The following is a 22132-nucleotide window of genomic DNA, read 5'->3' on the forward strand; positions in this document are numbered from 1 at the left end:
TTATTGGGCCAACTCTTGCCGGCCGAGCAATCTGTAAAGCTTGGCGGCGCTAAAAACGGACCCGGAAGGCGAGACGGCCGCATCTCCGGAATCGAAAAGAGAGAGCGTGGCTTGGCGAACAGGCTCCATCAACCGGGCGGCCAAAGCGTAGCGTTCGTTGACGAACAGCTCCGCGATGTCGTTTTCCACGATGAGCCGCGCCCGTACTGCTTCAGTTGAACCAAGTTCAACCTGCAGCTCGCTGTGCACGACGTCGTCGCTGCGGATGCGCAGCTTTCCGTCGGCCGGGTCCAATTCGACCGTGACCGGCCGCTCGGAGCCGTCGCTCACAATACGCACGCCTCCAACGGCATCTGAGTCCGATGGCTGCCACTCAAACGTGAGGTCGAAGCGGTCGTAACGCCCCGGAATAGCGGCCTCCAGATTTCCAACGGCCGAGGGAGACGTATCTAGCGTTGCAGGAAGCGGCAAGCGTCCGCCGCGAATGGCTTGGCCGACGGAATCGGGGAGCCTGACGTCGAACAAACCGTCCGGACGTCGCACGAGCTCTCGGGGAAGGGCAATGTCGCCGCCCCAATGCTGGTAGCCGATCGTTTCGACGTCCCGCAGCGGAATCCAGCCGAACAGCAGCGGATGGCCGCCCTTCGGAAACGCGATCTGGGCGGCGGCCAAATCCTCTCCGTCCAGCAGCTGCTTGTCCGCCTCCAGCCAAGGACCGTGAGGCGAATCGGCGACAAGGCTGGTCGTCGGACCGACTCGGTGATCGTATACGCTGAAGATCAAATACCACTTTCCTTCGTGCTTGAACATCTGCGGCACTTCCGGGTCTCCGATATTTCCCGGAGCGTACAGATCGCCCATCCCGGTCCAGCTCTTCAGATCGGGAGACACCGCATAGCAGACGGAGCCTTCGGGTCCGTTCTGATCGCCGCCTTTGCGGCAGGTCATGACGGCCCAGTATTGGCCGTCGTCTTCGTTGCGGAACACGAACGGGTCGCGTTGAACCGCGTATCCCGGCTGAGGAGGAATGTCGTACTCCGAGCCGGCGGCGTACCAGGTTTGCAGATCCGTGCTGTAGGCGCTGCGCATCACATTGCCGTCCGTGCCGGAGTAGCTGCGGTAGACGCCCGCCTGCTCGTCGTAGAAGACGCCAAGCACGAACCACGGCTTGACCGGAGAGACAGCAGCGTCTCTTTTTAGCGTCAGCGAAGCCTCCTCATAACGCAGCATGTCGCGCGAGGTGAGCAGCGCCGCTTCGTAGCCGCCCCCGGGCTGGAGATAGTACATGTTTAGCGTACCGTCCTCGGCGAAGTAGGGATGGACGTCTCCGATCTCATGCTCGGAATGCCTGAAATGGAGCGGAACGGTTGGCAGCTCTCCGTAAGAAAGAGAGGGAGTCCATGAGATGCTCTTCCCTGGGGAATCGCCCTCGATCCGGAACGTGACGCGATCTCCGGCCTCGACCGGCAGTCGGAACCAGACCGCGTAAGCCTCGGGCTCCGACTGTTCGTCGCGCCATGCGGCCTCCATCCCCGCTAAAGGCCATGCGACCTGATCGTTTAACAGTACGCTGATCTTAATGAAAGAACCTGCGCTCCCCTGCGTCAGCAGGGCGGCATCTCCGGCAATGTCGAGCTCCCCGGACGAAGGAGCCGTGAAAGAACGATCGTAGAAGTCGCCGGACCGGGATACGCTCCAGAGCTTTCCGTCGGCTTCCTCTCCAGGCTGCGGAGCGGTATAGAACGGAACGATCGGCGAAACCTCGGTCGGGCCGAATTCGGCTTCGGACATCAATGTGAGCACCCCCGCTTTCCCTTGTGTAATGGCTGCGTCTCTCGTTTCGATGAGAGGTTGCTCCCCGTCGCCCGCATACACGCGAATGCGATCGCCGGACGCTTCGATGCGGAGGGGCAGCGCTGCTCTATCAGGTACGCTTAGCTCGGCAAAACCGATGGACGCTGCGATGCCTTGAACCTTGCGAAACAGCTCCAACGTGGGAGACGGATAGACGAAAGATTCGCTGCGGACGATCAAATAGTAGTAATCCTCAGGCGAAGCGTAGCGAAACAGAACCCCGGCCTGAAACTCGCCGCCGGTCAGCGCGACGGAGGAGCGAAGCTCGTAGTCCGCCCATATCTCCTCCCCGGCAACCGCGATCGCCGTCCCGGACGAGTCGGACTGAACGAACGAGCCGTCTTGCCGCTCTGTCCAGCTTCCTCCGAGCCGTTCCCACTTCCAGGAGGGAGAGCCCAAGAGGAAGGGCGTTTTGTCTCCCGCATCTCCATCCTTGCCATCGTTGCTGCAGGCCGACAGCAGGAAGACGAATAGCGCCAAGGCGACGCCGCAAGCGCCAAAACGCGCGTTCATGCCGTCACCCCTTCACCGAGCCTGACATCACGCCTTGAACGAAATATTTGGTTCCGAATACGAACAGCAGCAAGATCGGGATGGCCGAAATGACGTTTCCAGCCATCAGATAGCCGACTTTGGTTTGATACTGGGTCGTAAAATATTGCAGCCCGATCGCCACCGTGCGCAAGCCGTCCTCGCTGATCGTAATCAGCGGCCAGACGTAGTCGTTCCATACACCGACAGCGGTCAAGATTGCAACCGTCACGGCCATGGAGCGGGTGAGTGGCAGGATGATCGACCAGAACACTTGAAGCTCGGATGCTCCGTCAATGCGCGCCGATTCGAAAATCTCCCGAGGCATGCCCTCGATATAGTTGCGCATAATGAAGATGCCGATGATCTGTCCTCCGGTGATATACGGGATCAGAAGCACGAGCCAGTTGTTAAGCAGCCCGAGCGATTTGTAGAGCACGAAGGAAGGGGCCAGCGTCAAAATATCGGGAATCAGCATCAGCAGGAACAGGAGAACGAACAGAACCTCCTTGCCCCAGAAATACATTTTCGCGAAGGCGTATCCGGTCAGCGTGGACAGGATGACGACTCCGACGACCGACAGCAGCGTGATCAGAACGGAATTGACCATGTATTTGTCGATCACGTCCCAGGCATGGCTGTAATTGCTCCAGTAATATTCTCCGGGAAAAACGGACCACCAGCTGCTGAAAATTTGCACGTCGGACTTATACGAGGAAACGAACAGAAATACGAAAGGATATACGCTGAGCAGACAGATGATCCACAGCGTCAGGTGGTTGGCGCCGAGCAGCAGTCGCTTGGTCAGATTAGTCATGGAGATCCCCCCTTTTCGTCAGCCGGATCATGAGCCAGGACAGCAGAGCGGATACGAGCAGCAGCACGACGCCGATGGCGGAGGCGTAGCCGAACCGCAGGAAGACAAACGAGTTTTGGTAGATCCATACCCCGGGAGACAAAGTGGCGTAAGCGGGACCGCCGTTCGTCAGGAAGATCAGAAACCCGTAGCTCTTCAGCGAGTCGAGTACGGTCAGCACGAGCAGGATGCGCGTCTGCGTCTGGACAAGCGGCAGCTCGATCGAGAGAAAACGCCGCCAGAACCCCGCGCCGTCCAATCTGGCCGATTCAAGCAGGGACGAGTCGATACCCTGAAAGCCGGCCAGATAGATCAGGAAGGCGATTCCGCCCGCCCAGGGAAAGCCGATAAACAGCACCGAGCCGAGCGCCATCGACGGATCGCCCAGCCAGTTGTGCGCCCACGATTCCAGTCCGAGCTGGGCGAACAGCGTGTTGAATACGCCTTTCGGCGCGTACATGTTTTTCCATACGTAGCCCATCACGATCCAAGGAACCGTCATCGGCAGCAGCAGCATGATCCGGTAGGTTCGGGTCGCCCAGCCCGAAGTCAGCGCAAACATCAGTCTGGCGACGAGCAGAGGAAGTGTTACGATCTTCAGAATCGATACGACGGTGATGACGATTTGATTGCGCGCCGCTTTGCCGAGCTCGGCGTCGCCGGTAAACATGCGCTTGTAGTTGTCCAGCCCCGCGAAGCTTGTAGACTGGCCGTCCCAATGGAAGAACGACTTGTGCAGCGCCTGCAGGAACGGATAATAGGAAAAAACGAGAATCAGAGCGAACGTAGGCAGAATAAGCAAATAACCTTTGCCGCTCTTCGCCAGCTTGCGCAGCAGGCCGTCGGCCGAGAAGCCGCGAGTGCCTTGCATGGGACCACCCCTTTATCGATGCTTATGCACAGGCTCCCTGACGGACGAGGAGCCTGTGCACATTCTAAGCCGCTATTGCTTTACCATTGAGTCGTATCCCATTTGTTTTGCGTGATGAGCCGTTCCGCCGCTTCCTGATAGATGGAGGCGTATTTGTCGACGAATCCGTCCAGATCCCCGCCGGTCAGGAAGGCTTGGGAATAGCTCAGGAATTTGGAGGCCAGCTCATTGTCCAGAGAGATCGCCTGAATTTTGGAGACGTTGAACTTGGCGTCCTGCGCCCAGGCATTCATGACGGGATCGCTCAACTCGACTCCCTGAACGACGGGCAGCATGCCCTGCGCCTCGACGGCGCGCTTATGCACGTCCGGCTGGGAAAGGAAGCGCATGAAGTCGATGAAGATCGCTTTCTGCTCGGGCGTCGCCGCTTTGTTCAGCCCCCAGGCTCCGCCGAGATTGGCCATGTCGATCGGGTCCGACGGGTTGCCGGGGTTCGGAAGCGAGAAATGACCGAATTCGAAATCCTTGATGTTCTGAACGAAGCCCGGAGTGTCCCAGCTTCCGCCCAGGAAGAAGGCGGCCTTACCGGAGACGAACGCGTCGTACCAGCCCCAGTCGGAGCTGAAGTTTTCAGGCCAGCCGGCTTCGACCCACTTTTTCCATTCCGCGAACATCGCTTTGACCTTCTCGCTCTTCAAGTCGATCTCGCCCTTCTTGATGCCGCGCACGACTTCCATCTGCGAAACTCGTCCGTCCGGAACAAGCGTGTCCAGCTTCATCCAGTCGTCGAGGTTAAAGCCGTAGTTCAACTGCCAATTGTACCAATCGCCCTTAAAGTTCGCGACGAGCTGCTCGCTCCAGGCGATCTGTCCGCTGTCCTTGATCGTTTTCTGTGCGGCCATAAGCTCTTCCCATGTCGTCGGAACGGCTACTCCGGCTTCGTCGAGCATCTTTTTGTTATACCAGACGCCCGTGTTGACTGCGCCGGCTACGCCGACCATCCAGACGTCGTTCGTGCCGCTCTTGCCGATCTCGAACGCGTTGGGGACGTAATCCTGCTTCCACGGCTGCTTCGTGTACGGATTTTCTTCCTCAAAGTACGGAGTCAGAGGTTCAAGGTACTTGGCGAGCATCTGGGTCGTCTCCGGGCTGACGCCGATGCCGACGGGAGCGCCGCCGCCGATCAGCTGGGTCTGGATCGTTGTGTAATACTGGTCGAACGCGGAGAAAATGATCTCGATGTCGACCTCGGGATGAAGCTTCTTGTAGTTTTCGATCTCCGCGTTGACCGCGTCGATCGTCGGCTGGTGCCACATGACCAGATTGATCTTGCCTTTGAGCGGGGCGGCGGACGGAGCTGCGCTTCCGGTCTCGCTTGCGCTCGGAGTCGATGGGGAGGCCGAAGGCGAGGCGGAACCCGCCTCGTTGCCGTTGCTGCTGCAAGCGCTCACAACAAGCATTGCCGTAAGCAGTAGACCGGCGGACCCGCTTTTCCATACTTTGTTCATACGTGAAACCCTCCGTTTGTTTTTCTGATTGGTTTGTGACTACGTTGTCACATTTCCTGAGGCGATTATAAGCCCGCTCGCGAATCCGTGTCAACGACGAAAACGTTATATTTATCATGAAATATTTAGCTACATCTAATGCGAAAATAAAACTCGATGCCTCTTTACACTGCAACGATCACTCGGTATAATTCGGATTATAGTGACAACGTTGTCACATTGGAATCGCTCAGCCGAGAGAAACGAGGAGGTAGCCCGCACATGGCGCTGCGCTATATGCCCGAACCGGGTCGCATGGTAGCGGATTTGATTCCGTTCTACGATGAAGAATATTATCACGCTTATTACTTGAAAGGATTCCAGGAGGGTACGGGCTGGGCCCGGCATCATACGCCTTGGGCGCATTTGCGCAGCAAGGATCTTATGGCGTGGGAGGAGCTGCCGAACGCGCTGGAAACCGGAACGCAGGCCGAGCCGGACGGAGGAGCTTGCTTTACCGGCTCGGTCTATCGCGAAGGCGAGACGGTTCATATTTTTTATACCGGCTTCAGTCCCGGCCATCCGGACGGGCGCGAGCAGATCATGCACGCTACGTCCTCCGACGGGATCGCTTTCGCGAAAAATCCGGCGAATCCGATTCTGCGGGTCGGCTCGGAGCATTACGGCTACGATGAGGACTTCCGCGATCCGTTCGTGTTTCGCAACGAGGAGGAAGGACGGTATTGGATGCTGTTCACCGCGGGCTGCCGCCATCCGGTCAACGGCAATCGACGCGGGGTAATCGGTCTGGCCGTCTCGGACGATCTGCGCAATTGGCGGTTCGAAGCGCCGATCTATGCTCCGGACGCCTATCCGTCGCTTGAATGCCCGGATCTGTTCCGGATGGGCGATACATGGTATCTGTTGTTTTCCCAATTCGGACGCACGGAATACAGGATGGCGAATTCCCCTTACGGGCCGTGGACAAGACCGGCCAATCCGTACTTCGATGCGGGAGATTATTTCTTCTATGCGGCCAAATCTTGCTTTGACGGCGCCGATCGCTATTTGTTCGGCTGGTGCGGGGATTTGGCGGAGGGCAAAGACGCTCCGCGCGCGATGTGGGGAGGCACTTTCGTCACGCCGAGAAAGATCGTTCGCGCGGAGAACGGGGAGCTGAGGCTGGCTTGTCCGGACATCTATGCGTCCTCCGTTACAAAATCCCATCATTTGGATTATAATGAATGCATCGCTTTATGCGGAGAATGGAACGAAGAACCGAACGGATCGATTGCGTCGCTTAGGGCGACGGGCTTCGCCGCCCTTCTGCAGAAGGAGGCGAAGGAGCATATTTCCCTGCGTCTGACCGTGAGCAAGGAAGAGAGAACGGGGACCGCGGGCATCGTGCTCCGCGCCTCCGACCGTCTGGACAACGCGTATTTGCTCGGCCTCGATTACGGGGCGGGGACGCTCCGGCTTGAGCGGTATCGCGCAGTTCGGGCGTTTCACGGCTCCGCGCTCGACGGGGAGCGGATTTTGTGCGAGAGACCGGTTCCGGGCCTTGCTGCCGGGGACACCGACCTCCTTGTATTTTTGCAGGACGATATTCTGGAGGTATTCGTGAGCGGCGTGACGATGACCGTTCCCCTGCGGGATATACGCGGCGGCGGACTGGGCTTGTACACCTCCGACGGTTCGGCATTATTTACTCTGAAGTCATAGCAAAGGAAGATGAACTCATGGCGACAAGTCGCGAAGTAGCGGAGCTGGCCGGCGTCTCCGTATCCAGCGTGTCCAGGGCGTTCCGGGACGACGTATACATCAGCCGCGAAGTCCGGGAGCGCATTCTGGCCGCCGCGGAGAAGCTCGGCTACACGCCCAATCTCATGGCGCGCAGTCTCAAGAGCCAGAAGAGCCGGATTATCGGGCTCGTCATCTCCGATATCGACAATCCTTTCTATTCGATCATTACGAGAATCATCGAGTCGGAGTTGAAGCGGCTCGGCTACCGACTGCTGCTGTCCTACAGCAACGAGAACGCCGAGCAGGAGCTGGAGGATTTGAGCCTGCTCGCCTCGTCGCGGGTGGACGGCATTATTTTCACCCCGACGACGTCTAAGCACGCTTCGTTTATTCGCAACCTCAAGAAGCAGAATATCGCGCTCGTCCAGATGTACCGCACGGGTTACGCCGACATCGATTCCGTCGTTATGGACGACGAGATGGGCGCTTATCTGGCGACCAAGCATTTGCTGCAGAACGGACATTCGGACATCCTGCTGCTGAGCGTCGAAAGCCCGATCTCCCCGAGCCGCGCGAACGGCTATCGCCGGGCGATGGCGGAGGCGGATAAGCCGGTTAACGAAGAGTACGTGCTGCACCTGCCTTTTCAGACCGATCTCAAGAGCATCATCAAGAACAAAATCGTACAGCTCAAGCCGACCGCCGTCGTTGCGGGCACGAATACGATCGGCATGGACGTCATCAAGACGTGTAAGGAAATGAAGCTGAGCATTCCGGGCGATCTGAGCCTGGTCATGTTCGACGACGTCGCCTGGGCGTCGCTGCTGGAGATTACGACCGTATCGCAGCCGACGGAAAATCTGGGATTATGCGCTTGCCGCACAATCATGGACCGGATCGCCAAGCAGTATACGACGGAGCAGATGACGACGGTGCTGGAGCCGTTCCTTATCGCCCGGCAATCGGTGCGAAATTTGTATGCGTCGCGTTAGGCTATCAGGATCGTCCTTCGACCTCTCGGTCCGAGGACGATTTTTTTTGCGTAGATAGCTCCCCAAGGCCTCCCGGCTTGTGAATCCGAGGCTTTTCTGGGAAAATAGGAGGTAGTCGCAAGGTCCGGCTATTTATGCGAAAAGAGGTTGCGAGATGATAACAACATCCGTTCACGATATGACTTTCGAAGGGTTGACGGAATGGCTCGCCGAGCGCGGGCACAAGAAATCGAGGGCGACGCTCGTATGGGAACGGCTGTACCGCGAGCGGGCGACCGATTTTGCCGCGATGGAAGGCGTGCATCCGGAATGCGTGAAGGCGCTGGCGGAGCATTTCCATATCGAGTCGATGGGCGAGCATTCGCGGCAGGAGTCGAAGGATGGAACGGTCAAATTCCTGTTCCGGTTGAAGGACGGCAATCTGATCGAGACGGTGCTGATGCGCCACAAGTTCGGCCTGTCCGTCTGCGTCACGACGCAGGTCGGCTGCAACATCGGCTGCAGCTTCTGCGCGAGCGGCCTGCTCCGCAAGAGTCGGGATCTGTCCAGCGGCGAGATCGTCGAGCAGGTGATGAAGGCGCAGCGTTTTCTGGACGGCAGAGGCTTGGAGGAAGCGGTCAGCCACCTCGTCGTGATGGGCATCGGCGAGCCGTTCGACAACTACGACAACCTGGTGAAGTTCCTCGATGTGATCAAGCATCAGAAGGGGCTGGCTATCGCCGGACGCCATATCACCGTCTCGACGAGCGGGCTGGCCGATAAGATCTACACATTCACGGACGACGATCTGAAGGTGAATCTGGCCATCTCCCTGCATGCTCCGAACGACGAGCTCCGCACGAGAATCATGAAGATCAACAAAGCGATTCCGATCGAGAAGCTGTTTAAGGCGATGGACTACTATTTGGAGAAAACAAGGCGGAGAGTGACGCTCGAATACATTCTGCTGAAGGACGTGAACGATCAGCGGGAGCACGCGCTAGAGCTGGCGGAGCTGATCGGGGAGCGCAGGTCGCTCGTTAACGTCAACCTGATCCCTTACAATCCGGTCGACGAGCATAGCCAATATCAGCGGACGGAGCGGCATGTCGTGAGCGAGTTTTTCGATGTGCTAAAGAAGCAAGGAGTCAGCGTCAGCGTGCGGCTGGAGCATGGAACGGATATCGACGCCGCATGCGGACAACTGCGCAGCAAGCAGATTAAGAAGGAAGCGGTCGCGAATTAACGGCAGCGGTGCAAAAAGGGGGAAACGCGAATGAAATATCGTCGTTTGGGCAGCAGCGGAGTGGAAGTGTCGGCGCTTGGACTGGGCACGAATGCGTTCGGCAAGCGGGCCGACAGCGATATGTCCATCCGAATCGTACACGAGGCGCTGGATCGCGGAATCAACTTTATCGATACGGCCAACATCTATGCGGGCACGGAGTCGGAACGCATCATCGGGCAGGCGTTGACAGGAAGAAGACCGGAGGCCGTGCTGGCGACGAAAGCCGGTCTGGTCAAGGATCAGGGGCCGAACGGACGCGGCTCCTCGCGCTACCATCTGCAGCGGGAGCTGGAAGCGAGCCTGAAACGGCTAAACACCGATTACGTCGATCTGTACCAGATCCATACGTTCGACCCCAATACGCCGCTGGAGGAGACGCTTCGCACGCTGGACGACTTCGTCAGCTCCGGCAAAGTGCGCTACATTGGAGCTTCTAACTACGCGGCATGGGAGCTGATGAAAGCGCTCGGGATCAGCGGGCAGAGAGGCTACGAGCGTTTCGTATCCACGCAGCATTGCTACTCGCTGGCCGATCGCACGCCGGAGAATGAGCTGGTTCCGCTATGCCTGGATCAGGGCGTCGGGATTATTCCGTATTTTCCGCTTGCGGGAGGCATCCTGAGCGGCAAGTACAGCTTGGCCGACAAAGCGCCTGCGGGATCGCGGGCGCAGACGGACCCGAGCTTCACGCGCTTTATGGCGGACCGCAACCTGGAGCTTGCGGATCGGGTCGGTCAGCTGGCAGCGGAGTTGGGCTGCTCGCCAAGCGCGCTGTCGCTGGCCTGGCTGATGGCTCGGCCGGCAGTCGCAACCGTCATCGTCGGCGCCACGCGCGTGGATCAGCTTGAGGACAATCTGCGCAGCGTAGAGCTGCAACTGGACGCCGAGACGGTTGAGAAGCTGGACGAGATCAGCGCCTCGTTCCGATACGGCGAGCCGTTTGCGCTCTATCGATTGCCTTAAACGGGCGGCGCTGTTGCTGTAATCGAAGCCCCGGCTGCCGCCGAGGGCTTTTCCCGCAAGCTGCTTGCGATCAGAAATTGAGCCGAATAATAGGTTAGCATAATTAGCGGACCGGAGTAGGCGATATCGGAGACGAACATGTTCCAGGACAAAATCGAATCCGAGACCATGAACAGCAGGCTGCCGGCGATAGCCGTTCGACTTCCCGTCATGATCGCGGTCCAGCCCATCGTACAGATGACGGCTACATAAGCAACCACAGGGGCGATCAAGCTGGATTTGCCGTCGGCGCTCAGAGCTTGAACAAGCTCGTTGCCCATGAGGACGGCAAAAGCGGCGATCGGAAGTAGGGCTGCGAATCTGAGTTTGGAGAAGCGCCATCTCCCTATGAAGGCAGTCAAATAGAACAGATGCCCGACGAGGAAGGCGGATAGGCCGACGACAAACCAGCGCAGCGTTCCGTCGCCGATGGTACAGAAGAACAATCCCGCCATAATGAGCCAGTGATAACGCTTACGGGAATCGGCGGACAAACGGTAGGCGTACGCAATAATCAAAGCCATCGGAATGACCTTGAACAACAGCTTAACGGCTTCGGGCTCCGACGGTATGACGAAAATATACAGCAGTCCGGTCAGCGCAATCAGTGCGGGCAGTGCGGATTTGGCCAGGGGAATCTCTCCATTCGTGACAACGTTTGGGGACGGTCTTTACAATAAATTTATTATACATGCGCGCTGCGCATTCCGGATAGGCTAGGAGGCATTCAATTATGGCAACGATAGAGGATTTTACTGCATTGGATATTCGGATCGGCACGATTTTGACAGCGGAGCCTTTTCCCGAAGCTCGCAAACCGGCAATTAAACTTTCCATCGACTTAGGGGAACTAGGAATTAAGTTTTCTTCGGCGCAGATTACGCTGCGTTATTCTCCCGAGGAGCTTGTAGGCCGGCAAGTTGCGGCAATCGTCAACTTCCCTCCGAGACGGATCGCGGGCTTCAAGTCCGAGGTGCTTGTGCTGGGGGCGGTTCCCGAAGAGGGCGACGTTGTGCTGCTGCAGCCCGACCGCGAGGTGGACAACGGCACTCCGATTGCTTAAGAACGGGGAGGCGGAACGATGACATTGCCGAATTTGCAGCTGGGCTCAACCGTTCTGAATATCGAGCTGCTCGTCTATCTGCTCGCGGGAATCGTCGGCGTGTACGCCGTCCGCTACCGTCAGAGAAGGCATCCCGAACGGGAGCGCCAGACGGGCGACGCTTGGAATGCCGTGTTTCTGTGGCTGCTTGTATGGAAGGGCAGCTTATTTCTGTTCGATCCCGCAGGCGTTATTGCGCAGCCGATGTCGCTCCTGTTCTTCAGCGGGGGGACGTGGGGAATCGGACTAGCCTCGGTAGTTGCGCTGGCATATCTTTTTCTGCGCAATTACCGCCGCGTTGGGAACCGTGAAGCCGTTAAGCTTGCGGCTAGCTGGGGGGCCGTCATGCTTGTGGCGACGATGGTCGGATATACGGCGCTTAGTCCGATTCAGAGCAAGGGCGGCGTCCGCATCGATCAGGCTGCCCCCGACTTCGAGCTGACGGATTTGAACGGAGAGGCCGTTCGACTGTCGGATTTCCAGGGTCGGACGGTCGTTCTAAACTTCTGGGCGACCTGGTGCCGGGTGTGCATGGCCGAGATGCCGCATGTGGAGAAGTTTTACCAAGAGCATAAGGACAGCGACGTCGTTGTGCTGTCCGTCAACGCGACGACTCAGGAGAGCAACCCGGGACTCGTCAAAGAGTATGCGGACAAGCGGGAGCTGAGCTTCCCGATTGTGATGGACGATCGGGGCGAGGCTCTTGGCAGCTACGGCGTGACGGCATATCCGACCACCTACGTGATCAATCCTTCCGGCATCGTGAAGGGCCGCTATCTAGGAGCGTTCAGCTACGAGAATATGAAAAGAGCCGTAAAGAACGCCGATTAATCCCCTCATGAGCTTCGATTTCGTTGTATCGCTTGTAATCATTCGATATAGGAGGAATCAGAAGTGGAACAGACCAACGACACGGTTATCGTAGTGAAAGCGGGATACAGAGCCATCGGATTAAAATGGGAAGGGACGTTCGCGGAAGCCGGGGCCGGAGGAATCAGGCGCGTACACGAGCAGCTGCAAGGGCGTTTGCCAGAAATTCCGGAGCCTGCGTCGCTTACGCATTTTTACGGCTTATCGTACCACGCATATCCCGGCAGCGAACGCTTCATTCATTATGCGGTCGTCGAGAGCGGCGATAGCACCGGATACGTTCCGGAGGGCATGGCAGCCGTGGAGGTGCCGACGATGAGCTATGCGAAATGCGAGCATACCCAGGGCCAGAACATCGACAGGTCTTATCATAATGTCTACGATTGGATCGCTCGGCAGGGGTATTCGGCATTCCGAGGGGAGATGACCCATTCCGAGATCTATTCTATGGACCGCGATCCATACGACCCCGATCCCGAGTTTACGATTATGATTCCAATTGAAAAGTAACAACATTTTCTGTCGATTATCTTTTTTATTAGTGAAGTATGAGTGAAATTAACGGGTTCTTAAAGCTTATCGGATAAGGCTGCTAATATTTATTTTCTAGAATAGGACTCAAATGATTTCAGAAGGAGACTTTCTAGATGTCCAAGCCGACGCCGCCAAAGCAAAACCCGTTTAAAAGATGGAGGATTCGAAAACTTTCTACCCGGCTTTCCCTGTCGACGCTGGTGATCGCGTTAGTCATTATCGCGGCGATGTCGCTGGCACTGTTCATTCCCAACTCCGAATTATTCAAGAAACAGATCGACAAGGAGCTTGAACTCCAAACGAACGAGATTGCCTTGCGCATGGATGCGGATCTTCAGGACAAGCTGAGCCGGTTGGAGACGCTTGCGGGCATCGGCAGCCACCTGGAACAAGATCAAGCCAAACATATGGAGCTGGCGAACGACTTTTTACAGGATAACCCCGTATTCGAGGGCTTTGCTTTCTCATTCGATTTCAGCGGGAAGAACGGAATTTCCAACACGGGGAACAAAGTCGATCTGTCCAGTCGCCCTTACGTGAAAATTACCGAACAAGGGAAGTCGGCGATCTCCGATCCCGTGTACTCCGCGCTCGACCCGGAGAGTCTGGTCGTCGCTGTCGCCGTTCCGCTCATGAAGGAAGGCAAGCCGTTCGGCTTCTACGCCGCCAGCTACCCGATCAAGGAGGCCACACGCATCGTGAGCGCCGCCAAGATCGGAGACACGGGCTACGCGATCCTGCTCGATACGGCGGGGAATGTGGCCAGCCATCCGAATCCGGATCTGGTCATGAAGAAAACCGTCTATGACATGAACTTGCCCGATGTTGTGGAAGCTTTCGAAAATTCCAGGAAAGGCGTTAGCGACAGCTACTCCTACGAGTATACGGGAATTAAGAAGATCGGCTTTTCCAGCTTGATGAAATCCGGTTATGTCGTGCAGCTGTCGGTGCCGGAGAAGGAGCTGTTCGCGCCGGTTACGCAGATGATGCAGACCACGATCGGAGTCGCCGTGATCGTTACGCTGCTGACGCTCGTCGTAACTTATCTATCCGCGAGAAATGTCGTGAAGCCGATCATATACATCACCGACGTCGTTCGGCAGCTTGCCCAAGGCGATCTCAGACCGCGTCTAAAGGTGAACACCGAGGACGAGCTCGGCGTATTGGCCGATAATATGAACGGGATGCTGGATTCCTTGTCCGCCTTGATCGGACAGGTCAACGAAGCCACGGGAAGCGTGGCCTCGTCCGCGGAAGAGATTTCGGCAAGCACCGACGAAGTCGCCAAGGGCAGCGTCGATCAGGCGGATCGCGCGAGAACGATGGCGGACTTGTTCGAGAGTTTGGAAGGCTCCATTCAGACGGTGGCCGCTAACGCGAATCTGGCCAAGGAGTATTCCGAAGAGGCCGTTGACATCGCCGAGGAAGGCACCGAAATCATTACCCGTTCTATCGGCAAGATGGAGCAGGTGAACGAGCAAATGAAGCATCTGGAGCAGGATTCCCGGCAGATCGGCGACATTATCGAAGTGATCGACGGCATCGCGGAGCAGACGAACCTGCTTGCGCTGAATGCCGCGATCGAAGCGGCCCGGGCGGGCGATCAAGGGCGCGGTTTCGCGGTCGTTGCCGACGAAGTCCGCAAGCTGGCAGAACGCAGCGGAGACGCGACGAAGCAGATAACGGCCATTATTAGCGGCATGCAGAGCAGTACGACGAAATGCGTGGACGCGGTCAGCGAGGGCGTGGAGCATTTCGCTCGCACTCGCAAATCGTTCGAAGGCATCGTATCCAAGGTAAACGAAACTTCGCAGAAGGTTGGACATATCGCCGAAGCCAGCATTATTCAGACGACGAGCGCCTCCAATGTGCTGATAACGATTGAATCCGTAGCATCGATCAGCGAACAGGCTGCCGCAGCCGCGGAGGAGACGGCTGCAGCTTCGCAGGAGTTGGCAACGCTGGCCGAGAAGCTGTACGATTCGGTCGAGACTTTCAAATATAAGTAGGTCTCAGCTGTTTTTTAGAATTTTCTCGGCTAGCCCAATGCCTGAAGCGCCTCCGTGATCAGTATAGTAGGGTCTGGTCTGATAACCGCATAGCTGCAGCTCCCCTTTCGGTTTACTTCAATGTAAACGGGTAAGGGGAGTTTTTCATTAACCTAGGTTAACTTTTTTCGGATTCGGCTTAGGGCGTGTATGTAAACCCGCTCAGAGGTATCTTTCACCGCCTGCTGCGTCACTTTTGCTTGACGTACCTCCGGTACGCCTTCACAAAAGTTCCTTGCATGGAACGAAAATTCGGCCAAATCTACTATCCTCGGAGTATGCATGCACGCCCTAGAGCGACGGGAGTGATGCCTAAATAAGAGGCGATGTAATATTGAGGAATAGCCGTTTCAAGGTGTCCGTGTAAGTTGACCGCCTAGCTGTATTCGTCGCCTCGGAAGGAGATTTCTCCACAAAGTTCGCCGCTCACTAAGGTTCGTCCCGAAGCGTTTTACCGGGATAGAACATGCGGCTCCCCTCGGGAGAATCGTTCCTCTTCGCAGTGATGCGGTCGGGTGTAAGCTTGAACACGGCCGTGCGGCTGCCGAGCGAGGAGACGTATTTCTCGACATGAGCACGGGACAGCGGTTGATCATAATAGCCGGGTACATATTTGTCGAGCAAGGCTTGCATGGCGGCGGTCGCTTCCTCAAGGTCCGGGATGGGAGAAACGAGGCCGAAAAGCATGACGCTCATGTACGCGGTGTCCGTATGAGCCGGCACCGGAGCCGTAATCGTGCCCAGATCTTCGCAGACGGTGAAGCAGGCCTGGGCGTTGCGGCGCAGCATGTCGATCTTGCGTCCTTCGGCGGCTCCGTGGAAGTAGACGGAGCCGTTCGCCCAAACGTAGTTCAGGGGAACGACATAGGGCTCGTTGTCGGCGGACAAGCCGAGAAATCCGGTTCTCGCCAGGGACAGAAAGCGGTCGATCCTGTCGGTATCGGTGCATTCCAGCTTAAACATTCGCATCGGAATCATAGACTGTCGCTCCTCTCGTTCGTTGTGATAAACTCATTGTACGGATTCGCTGACTAGACTGAAAGTGACAGAATTCAATAGTTTATAGGGGACAGATGGGTGAAGAGTATAGTCGGATTATCGCCTTTGCTGGATAGGGAAAGCGAGGTTCCTATCTACAAGCAGCTTTATCAGTACATACGCCGACAGATCGAATCGGGCCGGTTAAAGGAGAACGACAGGCTCCCGCCGATCCGTCAACTGTCCGCTCACTTGTTGATCGGCAAAAATACGGTAGAAACCGCGTACCAGCAGTTGCTCGCTGAAGGCTACGTGCAGAGCAAGCCGAGAAGCGGGCTGCTCGTGCTTCCGGTTCCGGTCCGACCGATGGCGGGAAGAGAGGAAGCGGCAGGCATTCCGCTTCGGTCGGGGGAAATTGCTGAAGGGGGTGCAGAAGCAAGCTCGACGGCGATCGTCGATTTTCAGTATGGAGATATCGCCTTGGAGAGATTTCCGCTCGCCGCCTGGAAGAGATGCCTGACGGAAGCGCTGACCGGAGATCGCCGCTAAACGCTCGGATACGGGGAACTGCAGGGAGACGGGGAGCTTCGTCGAGAGATTGCCCGTTACCTGTACGGCGCCCGCGGAATCGTATGTTCATCGGAGCAGATTTTTCTGGCCGGAGGGACTCAGCATGCGATCAGTCTTCTGTGCCAGCTTTTGTTGTCCGCCGAGGAGCCGTTTGGCATGGAAGACCCGGGGTATGACGGAGTAAGAACGGTACTGTCCAATCATCGGATACCGCTCGTTCCGATTCCGTACGACGGAGAGGGTCTTGACTTGGCGGCCTTGAAGCGAAGCGGAGCGAAAGCGGTCTATGTCACTCCTGCGCACCAATTCCCGCTGGGAAGCGTCATGCCTGTCGGCCAGAGGAGCCGGCTGCTGAAGTGGGCGGACGAGACGGACGGGATCGTCCTTGAGGATGATTACAACAGCGAGTTCCGTTATCAGGGCCAGCCTATTCCTCCGTTAAAGGCGATGGACGCCGAGGATAGAGTCGTCTATCTGGGGACGTTCTCCAAGTCCTTTATGCCGGCGCTGAGATTAAGCTATATGGTATTGCCGTTGCGGTTGGTCGATAACTTCCGCGATCGTCTGGAAGCTTACAGCCAAGCCGTATCCCCGCTGCTCCAGCAGGCTATGCTGCTGTTTATGAAGGAAGGGCATTACGCCCGGCACGTTCGTAAAACGAGGAAGCTGTACCAGGCCAGAAGCAGGACGCTGCTGCAAACCGTACAGAGGGAGATGGGGGAGCGCGCCGAGATTATCGGTCAGAAGGCGGGGCTGCATGTTCTGCTGGACGTTAAAGGCCGGGAATTCAAGGAATTGACGGAGCTTGCGGCCGGGTGCGGAATTCGGATATATTCCCCGAGCCGTCATTGGATGAATCGGGAAAGCTGTCCCCGGTCATACGTTATGCTCGGTTTCGGGGGAATCGAAGAGGACCGAATTCACGAGGCTGTTCGTCGGCTGAAACGGATCTGGTTCGAGGATGGGGCGAGTAAGCCGAAAGAGGAGGAATAGGGAGATGGGAAAGCAATTCGATGCTCTCTTGCCGGAGCATGAGGCTTTTATTGCGAAGCAGCACATTTTTTTCGTGGGTTCGGCGCCGTTGTCCCCGGAAGGGCATGTCAATCTGTCGCCTAAAGGCTACGATTCGCTGCGCGTACTGACTCCGAATCGCGTCATTTACCTGGATTTGACGGGAAGCGGCAACGAGACGAGCTCACACATCCGGGAGAACGGAAGAGTTACGGTTATGTTTTGCGCCTTCGAAGGTCCACCGAATATTTTGAGGCTGTACGGTCAGGGAACGGTTATCTTGCCCGGGTCGGCCGAATGGGAGCGGCTGTATCCGTTATTTCCGCCGATTCCGGGCGCGCGGCAGATCATTGCGGTGGATTTCGATAAAGTCCAGACGTCGTGCGGATTTGCGGTTCCCTTCATGTCCTTCGAGCGGGAGCGGGACACCCTGAAGAAATGGGCTTCGCACCAAGGGGAAGACGGACTGATCGAATACCGAAGGCTGAAAAATGCCCGAAGCATCGACGGTCTTCCGACTCCCCTTGGAGAAGCAGACGCGGGGGAGTAGCCTCGCCATCGCCGGGATTACGGGATCGGAACGAGGGGCTAAAGTGCAACAAGGCCGGAGATACGATAGAATGGACATAAGAATGCAGAATGGAGCTGTGAGCGATGCCGGACGATGAAGTGATACTGACCAGAGAAGGATTGGATAAATTACAGGCCGAGCTTGACGACCTGAAATACGTGAAGCGCAAGGAATTGGCCGCTCGCATCAAGCTGGCGATCAGCTATGGCGATCTCAAGGAAAATAGCGAGTATCACTCGGCCAAGGACGATCAGGCTTTCATGGAGACGAGAATTCTCGTGCTGGAGAAAATGCTGCGCAACGTGCGGGTCGTCAACGAGAACGATTTGGATCAATCCCGCGTAAATGTCGGCTCGACTGTTGTGCTGAACGACATCGAATTCGCGGAAACCATCGAGTATCGGATCGTGGGCCCCGCCGAGGCGGACGTTACGGACAACAAAATCTCTTACGAGAGCCCGTTGGGCAAAGAACTGATCGGCAAGCGGGTAGGCGACGTCGTCAGCGTGGAGGCCCCGGTCGGTATCGTCAAGTACGAGCTGTTGGAGATCAAAGCGGGATAATACGCGGCAGGAAAATTTAGGCGAGAAATCCGCGTTAATTTCGAGGAAACGGAGAAAAACGCCGATTTAAAGCGGAAAATCTTCTTTGTTTTCTCGAAACGGGCCAATTTTCCGAATTAAAGCGGAAAGTCAGCTCTATTCGGACCGAAAAAGGGGTGGCCGCACATTTAAGGCGGGTATTCCGCTTTAGGCTAAACAAGTCGTCTACTCCTCTGATCATGACCGAGCTGAGGTTTCGATACGGATCCAATCGGCCGACGTCCGGCCCCACCACATGTAGAGTTTGCGCTCGCTTGTGTTGAGGCCGAACGCTCGGCTATTTTCGTTCGTACGTTCTTCGTTCGTACGTCCCGGGTGGTTTCTCCCGTTCGATCGGTTAGAAGTTAGCGCGGCCCATTTTACCGGCCTGGAAGTCCTTGAAGGCTTCGATCAATTCCTCGCGGCTGTTCATGACGAACGGTCCGTGCATAAACACGGGTTCGTCGATCGGCTCGCCGCTCAGGAAAATAACCAACGCATCTTCGCTTATCCCTTCGACGGAGATGTCGCCAGCCTCGTTCCGGAACAGAACGAAGTCGCCTTCCCCCGCCGTCGTCTCATCGTTTACTTTTACCGTCCCGCGCAGTATCAATGCACCCGTATTAAAGGCTGGAGGAAGCTCGAAGCTCGCTTTGCCGCCTTTTTTCAGAGACATATCAAACAGATGGATCGGCGTGAACGTGCTTGCCGGACCCTGCGTTCCGTTATATTCGCCTGCAATGATGCGCACGGTTCCTCCGTTGTCGGGAAGGTCGACGTAGCCCATTTTATCTTTGGTCAGCTCTTGATATTTCGGCGGGTGCATTTTGTGCTCGCGCGGCAGGTTGACCCACAGCTGGATCATGTGGAACAGACCTCCGCGTTTGGAGAATTCCTTCTCGTGATACTCTTTGTGCAGCAGGCCCGAGCCCGCGGTCATCCATTGCACGTCGCCCGGGCCGATAACGCCGTGGCTGCCGTGATTGTCATGATGCTCGATATAGCCTTCATATGCGATCGTCACCGTTTCAAAACCGCGGTGCGGATGAGCGCCGACGCCTTTGACCGAATCCGAGGACGGAAATTCATAAGGAGCGTTATAGTCCATCAAGAGAAAAGGGCTGAACCTCGCTCCGAAATCCTCGCCGGATGGGAAATAATTGGACACCCGGAAGCCGTCTCCGACCATATGAAACGGAGCCCCCCGATGTGTGCCTTGGATGCTGCGGTAGGCTGTCATGATGAATCTCTCCTCTCTCTGTGCTTAATCTTAATTTTATAAATCTTAATTTTAAGATAAATGATCGGCGCGATTTCGTCAACCCCCTGGCCCCATAACCCCGCCAAATAGAACCTTCCCGCGAGCGAATTCGGCGCCATTGCCCGACGAGCGAATTCGCCGCTTCTGTCCCGTCTCCATCCGTTGTCAACGTTTGTTGCTTTTTGGTGTGATCGAAGTCACACGACGCCGGAGAAGCGGTGCCTATACTGGAATCATTCGCATTTACAGAAGGTGAGGAGATAACATGTTAAGTCAACAAAGCATTGCCATCATAAAATCCACGGTTCCGGTGCTGGAGGTACACGGTACGGCGATTACGAAACGTTTTTACCAAATGATGTTCGCCGAGAACCCGGAGCTGCTTAATATTTTCAACCATGCCAACCAGAAACAGGGCAGGCAGCAGACCGCGCTTGCCAACGCCGTTTACGCGGCTGCGCTGCATATCGACAAGCTGGAAACGATCCTTCCCGTCGTTCGCCAGATCGCTCACAAGCATCGCAGCTTGGGCGTGAAGGCGGAACACTATCCGATCGTCGGGAGGAACCTGCTGGCCGCGATCAAGGACGTGCTTGGGGACGCGGCTACCGAAGAAATCCTGAACGCCTGGGCAGAAGCGTACGGTGTCATAGCCGACGTATTCATTAGCGTGGAAGCGGAGATGTACGAGCAGTCGAAGAAGCAGCAAGGGGGATGGGCCGGTTTTCGGGCGTTCAAGGTAGCCAAGAAAGTCCGGGAGAGCGACGTCATAACGTCCTTCTACCTTGTCCCCCAAGACGGCGAAGGAATCGCCGCTTACGAACCGGGTCAATATATCAGCATCAAGCTGGAAATGCCGGGAGAGACCAACACCCATATTCGCCAGTACAGTCTTTCGGACGCTCCAGGCAAGCCGTATTATCGCATATCCGTAAAGCGCGAAGACGAGCTCGGCGACCGTCCGGCAGGCAAGGTTTCGTGCTACCTGCACGAGCAGGTGACTGAGGGAAGCTTGCTGCTGTTGTCGGCTCCGGCAGGAGACTTCATTCTCGATCAGGAGGATAGCCGTCCAGTCGTTCTCATCAGCGGGGGCGTAGGGCTGACTCCGATGGTCAGCATGCTGAACGCGTTGGCCGAGAGCGGCTCGTCCCGACAGGTTACCTTTATCCATGCCGCCCGGAACGGAGACGCGCACGCCATGCGCAAGCAAGTGGAGGAGTTGGCGGCCCGCCATTCCAATATTAGCGTTCATTGGTGCTACGAGCAGCCGTCGGAGCGTGACCGGGAAGACCGCAAATACGGCAAGGAGGGCTATATCGACCTGACATGGCTGCAATCGCTAGTCCCGACAGCCGACGCATGCTTTTATTTCTGCGGACCCGTGCCGTTTATGAAGGTTATCTATCGGATGCTGAAGGAATGGGGCGTGGCCGACGAAGATGCGCGCTATGAATTTTTCGGTCCCGCCGGCAGCTTGGCTTCCGCCTGAGATCGAAGCGCCCGATTGACGGTTTCCCGTCTCAAGCCGACGAACTGAGCGATTTCGTCCTGGGTAAGCAGCTCTGTAAGCGGGACGTCCTTGAAATAGGAGGCAAACCATTCCTGAAGCTTGCGCAGCTTGTCCGCAGGCGAGACTTCCGTCAACTGGTCTATCCGCTTCTGCATCATTCTTAGTTTTTCCTGGAGCAGCAGGGCGATCTCGCGACATTTGCCGGGGTTGATCTCCAGGTTCCGGTACCACTCCGCGGCGGGAAGTACCTCGATTTCGCATGTAACGAGCGCGATGGCCGTGCCGTAATTCGGGCTCGGGCTAATTAACGAATGATGCGGGATGGTTTCGTTCGGTACGATGATATTGACGAGAGTAGGCGTTCCGTCCTCGTGAAGCCTGACGATTTTCAACAGTCCGCTGACAAGACGATACAGAGCTCCCGATTCCCCTTGACGGAACAGGATCTCTCCTTTATGCAGAATCATGGTCTTATAATCTCCTTCGCGCCATC

Annotated in this window: 21 protein-coding genes; 13 read left to right on the top strand and 8 right to left on the bottom strand. The window is 56.6% G+C overall.

The window, feature by feature from the left end; translation table 11 throughout:
• From DFP98_RS32280 to DFP98_RS32295, 4 genes are all read right to left on the bottom strand, one after another.
• Positions 1-2367 carry a glycoside hydrolase family protein gene (locus DFP98_RS32280; protein ID WP_116064754.1) on the bottom strand — a complete coding sequence of 789 codons (2367 nt, stop codon included), beginning with the start codon at positions 2365-2367 and terminating at the stop codon, positions 1-3.
• 4 nt (positions 2368-2371) lie between these two features.
• The gene (locus DFP98_RS32285) at positions 2372-3202 is read right to left on the bottom strand and encodes a carbohydrate ABC transporter permease (protein ID WP_116064755.1); all 831 of its coding nucleotides are present in this window, start codon (positions 3200-3202) and stop codon (positions 2372-2374) included.
• Positions 3195-4112: a carbohydrate ABC transporter permease gene (locus tag DFP98_RS32290; protein WP_116064756.1), complete on the bottom strand. Its 918-nt coding sequence runs from the start codon at positions 4110-4112 to the stop codon at positions 3195-3197. The genes DFP98_RS32285 and DFP98_RS32290 overlap by 8 nt, the downstream gene beginning before the upstream one ends.
• Positions 4113-4192: 80 nt before the next feature.
• Positions 4193-5620, bottom strand: a complete 1428-nt coding sequence (locus tag DFP98_RS32295; protein ID WP_116064757.1) for an ABC transporter substrate-binding protein — start codon at positions 5618-5620, stop codon at positions 4193-4195.
• Positions 5621-5881: 261 nt separating this feature from the next.
• Here DFP98_RS32295 and DFP98_RS32300 point away from each other — a divergent pair, with 261 nt between their 5' ends.
• The 4 genes from DFP98_RS32300 (at position 5882) to DFP98_RS32315 (ending at position 10564) form a co-directional block, all read left to right on the top strand.
• Positions 5882-7321, top strand: coding sequence for a family 43 glycosylhydrolase (locus DFP98_RS32300; RefSeq protein WP_181918076.1), 1440 nt, complete (start codon positions 5882-5884; stop codon positions 7319-7321).
• A 17-nt stretch (positions 7322-7338) separates the two neighbouring features.
• A complete protein-coding gene (locus DFP98_RS32305; RefSeq protein WP_116064759.1) occupies positions 7339-8334 on the top strand; it encodes a LacI family DNA-binding transcriptional regulator in 996 nt (331 codons plus the stop codon).
• Positions 8335-8488: 154 nt separating this feature from the next.
• The gene (gene rlmN / locus DFP98_RS32310) at positions 8489-9559 is read left to right on the top strand and encodes a dual-specificity RNA methyltransferase RlmN (protein WP_116064760.1); all 1071 of its coding nucleotides are present in this window, start codon (positions 8489-8491) and stop codon (positions 9557-9559) included.
• Positions 9560-9589: 30 nt separating this feature from the next.
• Positions 9590-10564: an aldo/keto reductase gene (locus DFP98_RS32315; RefSeq protein ID WP_116064761.1), complete on the top strand. Its 975-nt coding sequence runs from the start codon at positions 9590-9592 to the stop codon at positions 10562-10564.
• On the opposite strand, the gene DFP98_RS32320 is transcribed toward DFP98_RS32315, so the two are convergent.
• The gene (locus DFP98_RS32320) at positions 10561-11241 is read right to left on the bottom strand and encodes a lysoplasmalogenase (RefSeq protein ID WP_342772527.1); all 681 of its coding nucleotides are present in this window, start codon (positions 11239-11241) and stop codon (positions 10561-10563) included. The genes DFP98_RS32315 and DFP98_RS32320 overlap by 4 nt on opposite strands.
• 95 nt (positions 11242-11336) lie before the next feature.
• On the opposite strand from DFP98_RS32320, the gene csaA reads away from it, so the two are divergent.
• The 4 genes from csaA (at position 11337) to DFP98_RS32340 (ending at position 15118) form a co-directional block, all read left to right on the top strand.
• Positions 11337-11666: a chaperone CsaA gene (gene csaA / locus DFP98_RS32325; RefSeq protein ID WP_116064763.1), complete on the top strand. Its 330-nt coding sequence runs from the start codon at positions 11337-11339 to the stop codon at positions 11664-11666.
• A gap of 18 nt (positions 11667-11684) precedes the next feature.
• Complete coding sequence (locus DFP98_RS32330; RefSeq protein ID WP_116064764.1) at positions 11685-12536, top strand: TlpA family protein disulfide reductase; 852 nt, start codon at positions 11685-11687, stop codon at positions 12534-12536.
• Positions 12537-12599: 63 nt separating this feature from the next.
• Positions 12600-13085, top strand: a complete 486-nt coding sequence (locus DFP98_RS32335; RefSeq protein WP_116064765.1) for a GyrI-like domain-containing protein — start codon at positions 12600-12602, stop codon at positions 13083-13085.
• A gap of 137 nt (positions 13086-13222) precedes the next feature.
• Positions 13223-15118, top strand: a complete 1896-nt coding sequence (locus DFP98_RS32340; protein WP_116064766.1) for a methyl-accepting chemotaxis protein — start codon at positions 13223-13225, stop codon at positions 15116-15118.
• 468 nt (positions 15119-15586) lie between these two features.
• Here the strand turns inward: DFP98_RS32340 and DFP98_RS32345 are convergent, their stop codons facing one another.
• Entirely contained in the window at positions 15587-16135 is a 549-nt protein-coding gene (locus DFP98_RS32345) for a pyridoxamine 5'-phosphate oxidase family protein (RefSeq protein ID WP_116064767.1), read from the bottom strand.
• 99 nt (positions 16136-16234) lie between these two features.
• Here DFP98_RS32345 and DFP98_RS32350 point away from each other — a divergent pair, with 99 nt between their 5' ends.
• The 4 genes from DFP98_RS32350 (at position 16235) to greA (ending at position 18850) form a co-directional block, all read left to right on the top strand.
• Positions 16235-16684 carry a GntR family transcriptional regulator gene (locus DFP98_RS32350; RefSeq protein ID WP_181918077.1) on the top strand — a complete coding sequence of 150 codons (450 nt, stop codon included), beginning with the start codon at positions 16235-16237 and terminating at the stop codon, positions 16682-16684.
• An 18-nt stretch (positions 16685-16702) separates the two neighbouring features.
• Positions 16703-17698, top strand: coding sequence for a MocR-like pyridoxine biosynthesis transcription factor PdxR (gene pdxR, locus DFP98_RS32355; protein WP_116064769.1), 996 nt, complete (start codon positions 16703-16705; stop codon positions 17696-17698).
• A gap of 4 nt (positions 17699-17702) precedes the next feature.
• On the top strand, positions 17703-18266 hold the full coding sequence (locus DFP98_RS32360; RefSeq protein WP_116064770.1) for a pyridoxamine 5'-phosphate oxidase family protein: 564 nt from the start codon (positions 17703-17705) through the stop codon (positions 18264-18266).
• Between the two features lie 104 nt (positions 18267-18370).
• A complete protein-coding gene (gene greA / locus DFP98_RS32365) occupies positions 18371-18850 on the top strand; it encodes a transcription elongation factor GreA (RefSeq protein ID WP_116064771.1) in 480 nt (159 codons plus the stop codon).
• A gap of 376 nt (positions 18851-19226) precedes the next feature.
• On the opposite strand, the gene DFP98_RS32370 is transcribed toward greA, so the two are convergent.
• On the bottom strand, positions 19227-20108 hold the full coding sequence (locus tag DFP98_RS32370; RefSeq protein WP_116064772.1) for a pirin family protein: 882 nt from the start codon (positions 20106-20108) through the stop codon (positions 19227-19229).
• 286 nt (positions 20109-20394) lie between these two features.
• Between DFP98_RS32370 and hmpA the strand changes: the two genes are divergently transcribed.
• On the top strand, positions 20395-21618 hold the full coding sequence (hmpA, locus tag DFP98_RS32375; RefSeq protein WP_116064773.1) for an NO-inducible flavohemoprotein: 1224 nt from the start codon (positions 20395-20397) through the stop codon (positions 21616-21618).
• On the opposite strand, the gene DFP98_RS32380 is transcribed toward hmpA, so the two are convergent.
• Positions 21576-22106 (bottom strand): Crp/Fnr family transcriptional regulator, encoded by a 531-nt coding sequence (locus DFP98_RS32380; RefSeq protein ID WP_116064774.1) that lies wholly within the window; start codon positions 22104-22106, stop codon positions 21576-21578. The two genes, hmpA and DFP98_RS32380, sit on opposite strands and share 43 nt — an antisense overlap.
• Positions 22107-22132 lie beyond the last annotated feature (26 nt).

It is taken from the genome of Cohnella phaseoli (assembly GCF_003386235.1).
Classification (GTDB): Bacteria; Bacillota; Bacilli; order Paenibacillales; family Paenibacillaceae; genus Cohnella; species Cohnella phaseoli.

What these genes read in the sequence shown, in the direction of transcription:
- DFP98_RS32280 (WP_116064754.1), bottom strand. Translation starts at nt 2,367, where the DNA reads ATGAACGCGCGTTTTGGCGCTTGCGGCGTCGCCTTGGCGCTATTCGTC.
- DFP98_RS32295 (WP_116064757.1), bottom strand. Translation starts at nt 5,620, where the DNA reads ATGAACAAAGTATGGAAAAGCGGGTCCGCCGGTCTACTGCTTACGGCA.
- csaA (WP_116064763.1), top strand. Translation starts at nt 11,337, where the DNA reads ATGGCAACGATAGAGGATTTTACTGCATTGGATATTCGGATCGGCACG.
- DFP98_RS32300 (WP_181918076.1), top strand. Translation starts at nt 5,882, where the DNA reads ATGGCGCTGCGCTATATGCCCGAACCGGGTCGCATGGTAGCGGATTTG.
- DFP98_RS32360 (WP_116064770.1), top strand. Translation starts at nt 17,703, where the DNA reads ATGGGAAAGCAATTCGATGCTCTCTTGCCGGAGCATGAGGCTTTTATT.
- hmpA (WP_116064773.1), top strand. Translation starts at nt 20,395, where the DNA reads ATGTTAAGTCAACAAAGCATTGCCATCATAAAATCCACGGTTCCGGTG.
- DFP98_RS32340 (WP_116064766.1), top strand. Translation starts at nt 13,223, where the DNA reads ATGTCCAAGCCGACGCCGCCAAAGCAAAACCCGTTTAAAAGATGGAGG.
- DFP98_RS32370 (WP_116064772.1), bottom strand. Translation starts at nt 20,108, where the DNA reads ATGACAGCCTACCGCAGCATCCAAGGCACACATCGGGGGGCTCCGTTT.
- DFP98_RS32305 (WP_116064759.1), top strand. Translation starts at nt 7,339, where the DNA reads ATGGCGACAAGTCGCGAAGTAGCGGAGCTGGCCGGCGTCTCCGTATCC.
- greA (WP_116064771.1), top strand. Translation starts at nt 18,371, where the DNA reads ATGCCGGACGATGAAGTGATACTGACCAGAGAAGGATTGGATAAATTA.
- DFP98_RS32380 (WP_116064774.1), bottom strand. Translation starts at nt 22,106, where the DNA reads ATGATTCTGCATAAAGGAGAGATCCTGTTCCGTCAAGGGGAATCGGGA.
- DFP98_RS32330 (WP_116064764.1), top strand. Translation starts at nt 11,685, where the DNA reads ATGACATTGCCGAATTTGCAGCTGGGCTCAACCGTTCTGAATATCGAG.
- DFP98_RS32345 (WP_116064767.1), bottom strand. Translation starts at nt 16,135, where the DNA reads ATGATTCCGATGCGAATGTTTAAGCTGGAATGCACCGATACCGACAGG.
- rlmN (WP_116064760.1), top strand. Translation starts at nt 8,489, where the DNA reads ATGATAACAACATCCGTTCACGATATGACTTTCGAAGGGTTGACGGAA.
- DFP98_RS32315 (WP_116064761.1), top strand. Translation starts at nt 9,590, where the DNA reads ATGAAATATCGTCGTTTGGGCAGCAGCGGAGTGGAAGTGTCGGCGCTT.
- DFP98_RS32290 (WP_116064756.1), bottom strand. Translation starts at nt 4,112, where the DNA reads ATGCAAGGCACTCGCGGCTTCTCGGCCGACGGCCTGCTGCGCAAGCTG.
- DFP98_RS32285 (WP_116064755.1), bottom strand. Translation starts at nt 3,202, where the DNA reads ATGACTAATCTGACCAAGCGACTGCTGCTCGGCGCCAACCACCTGACG.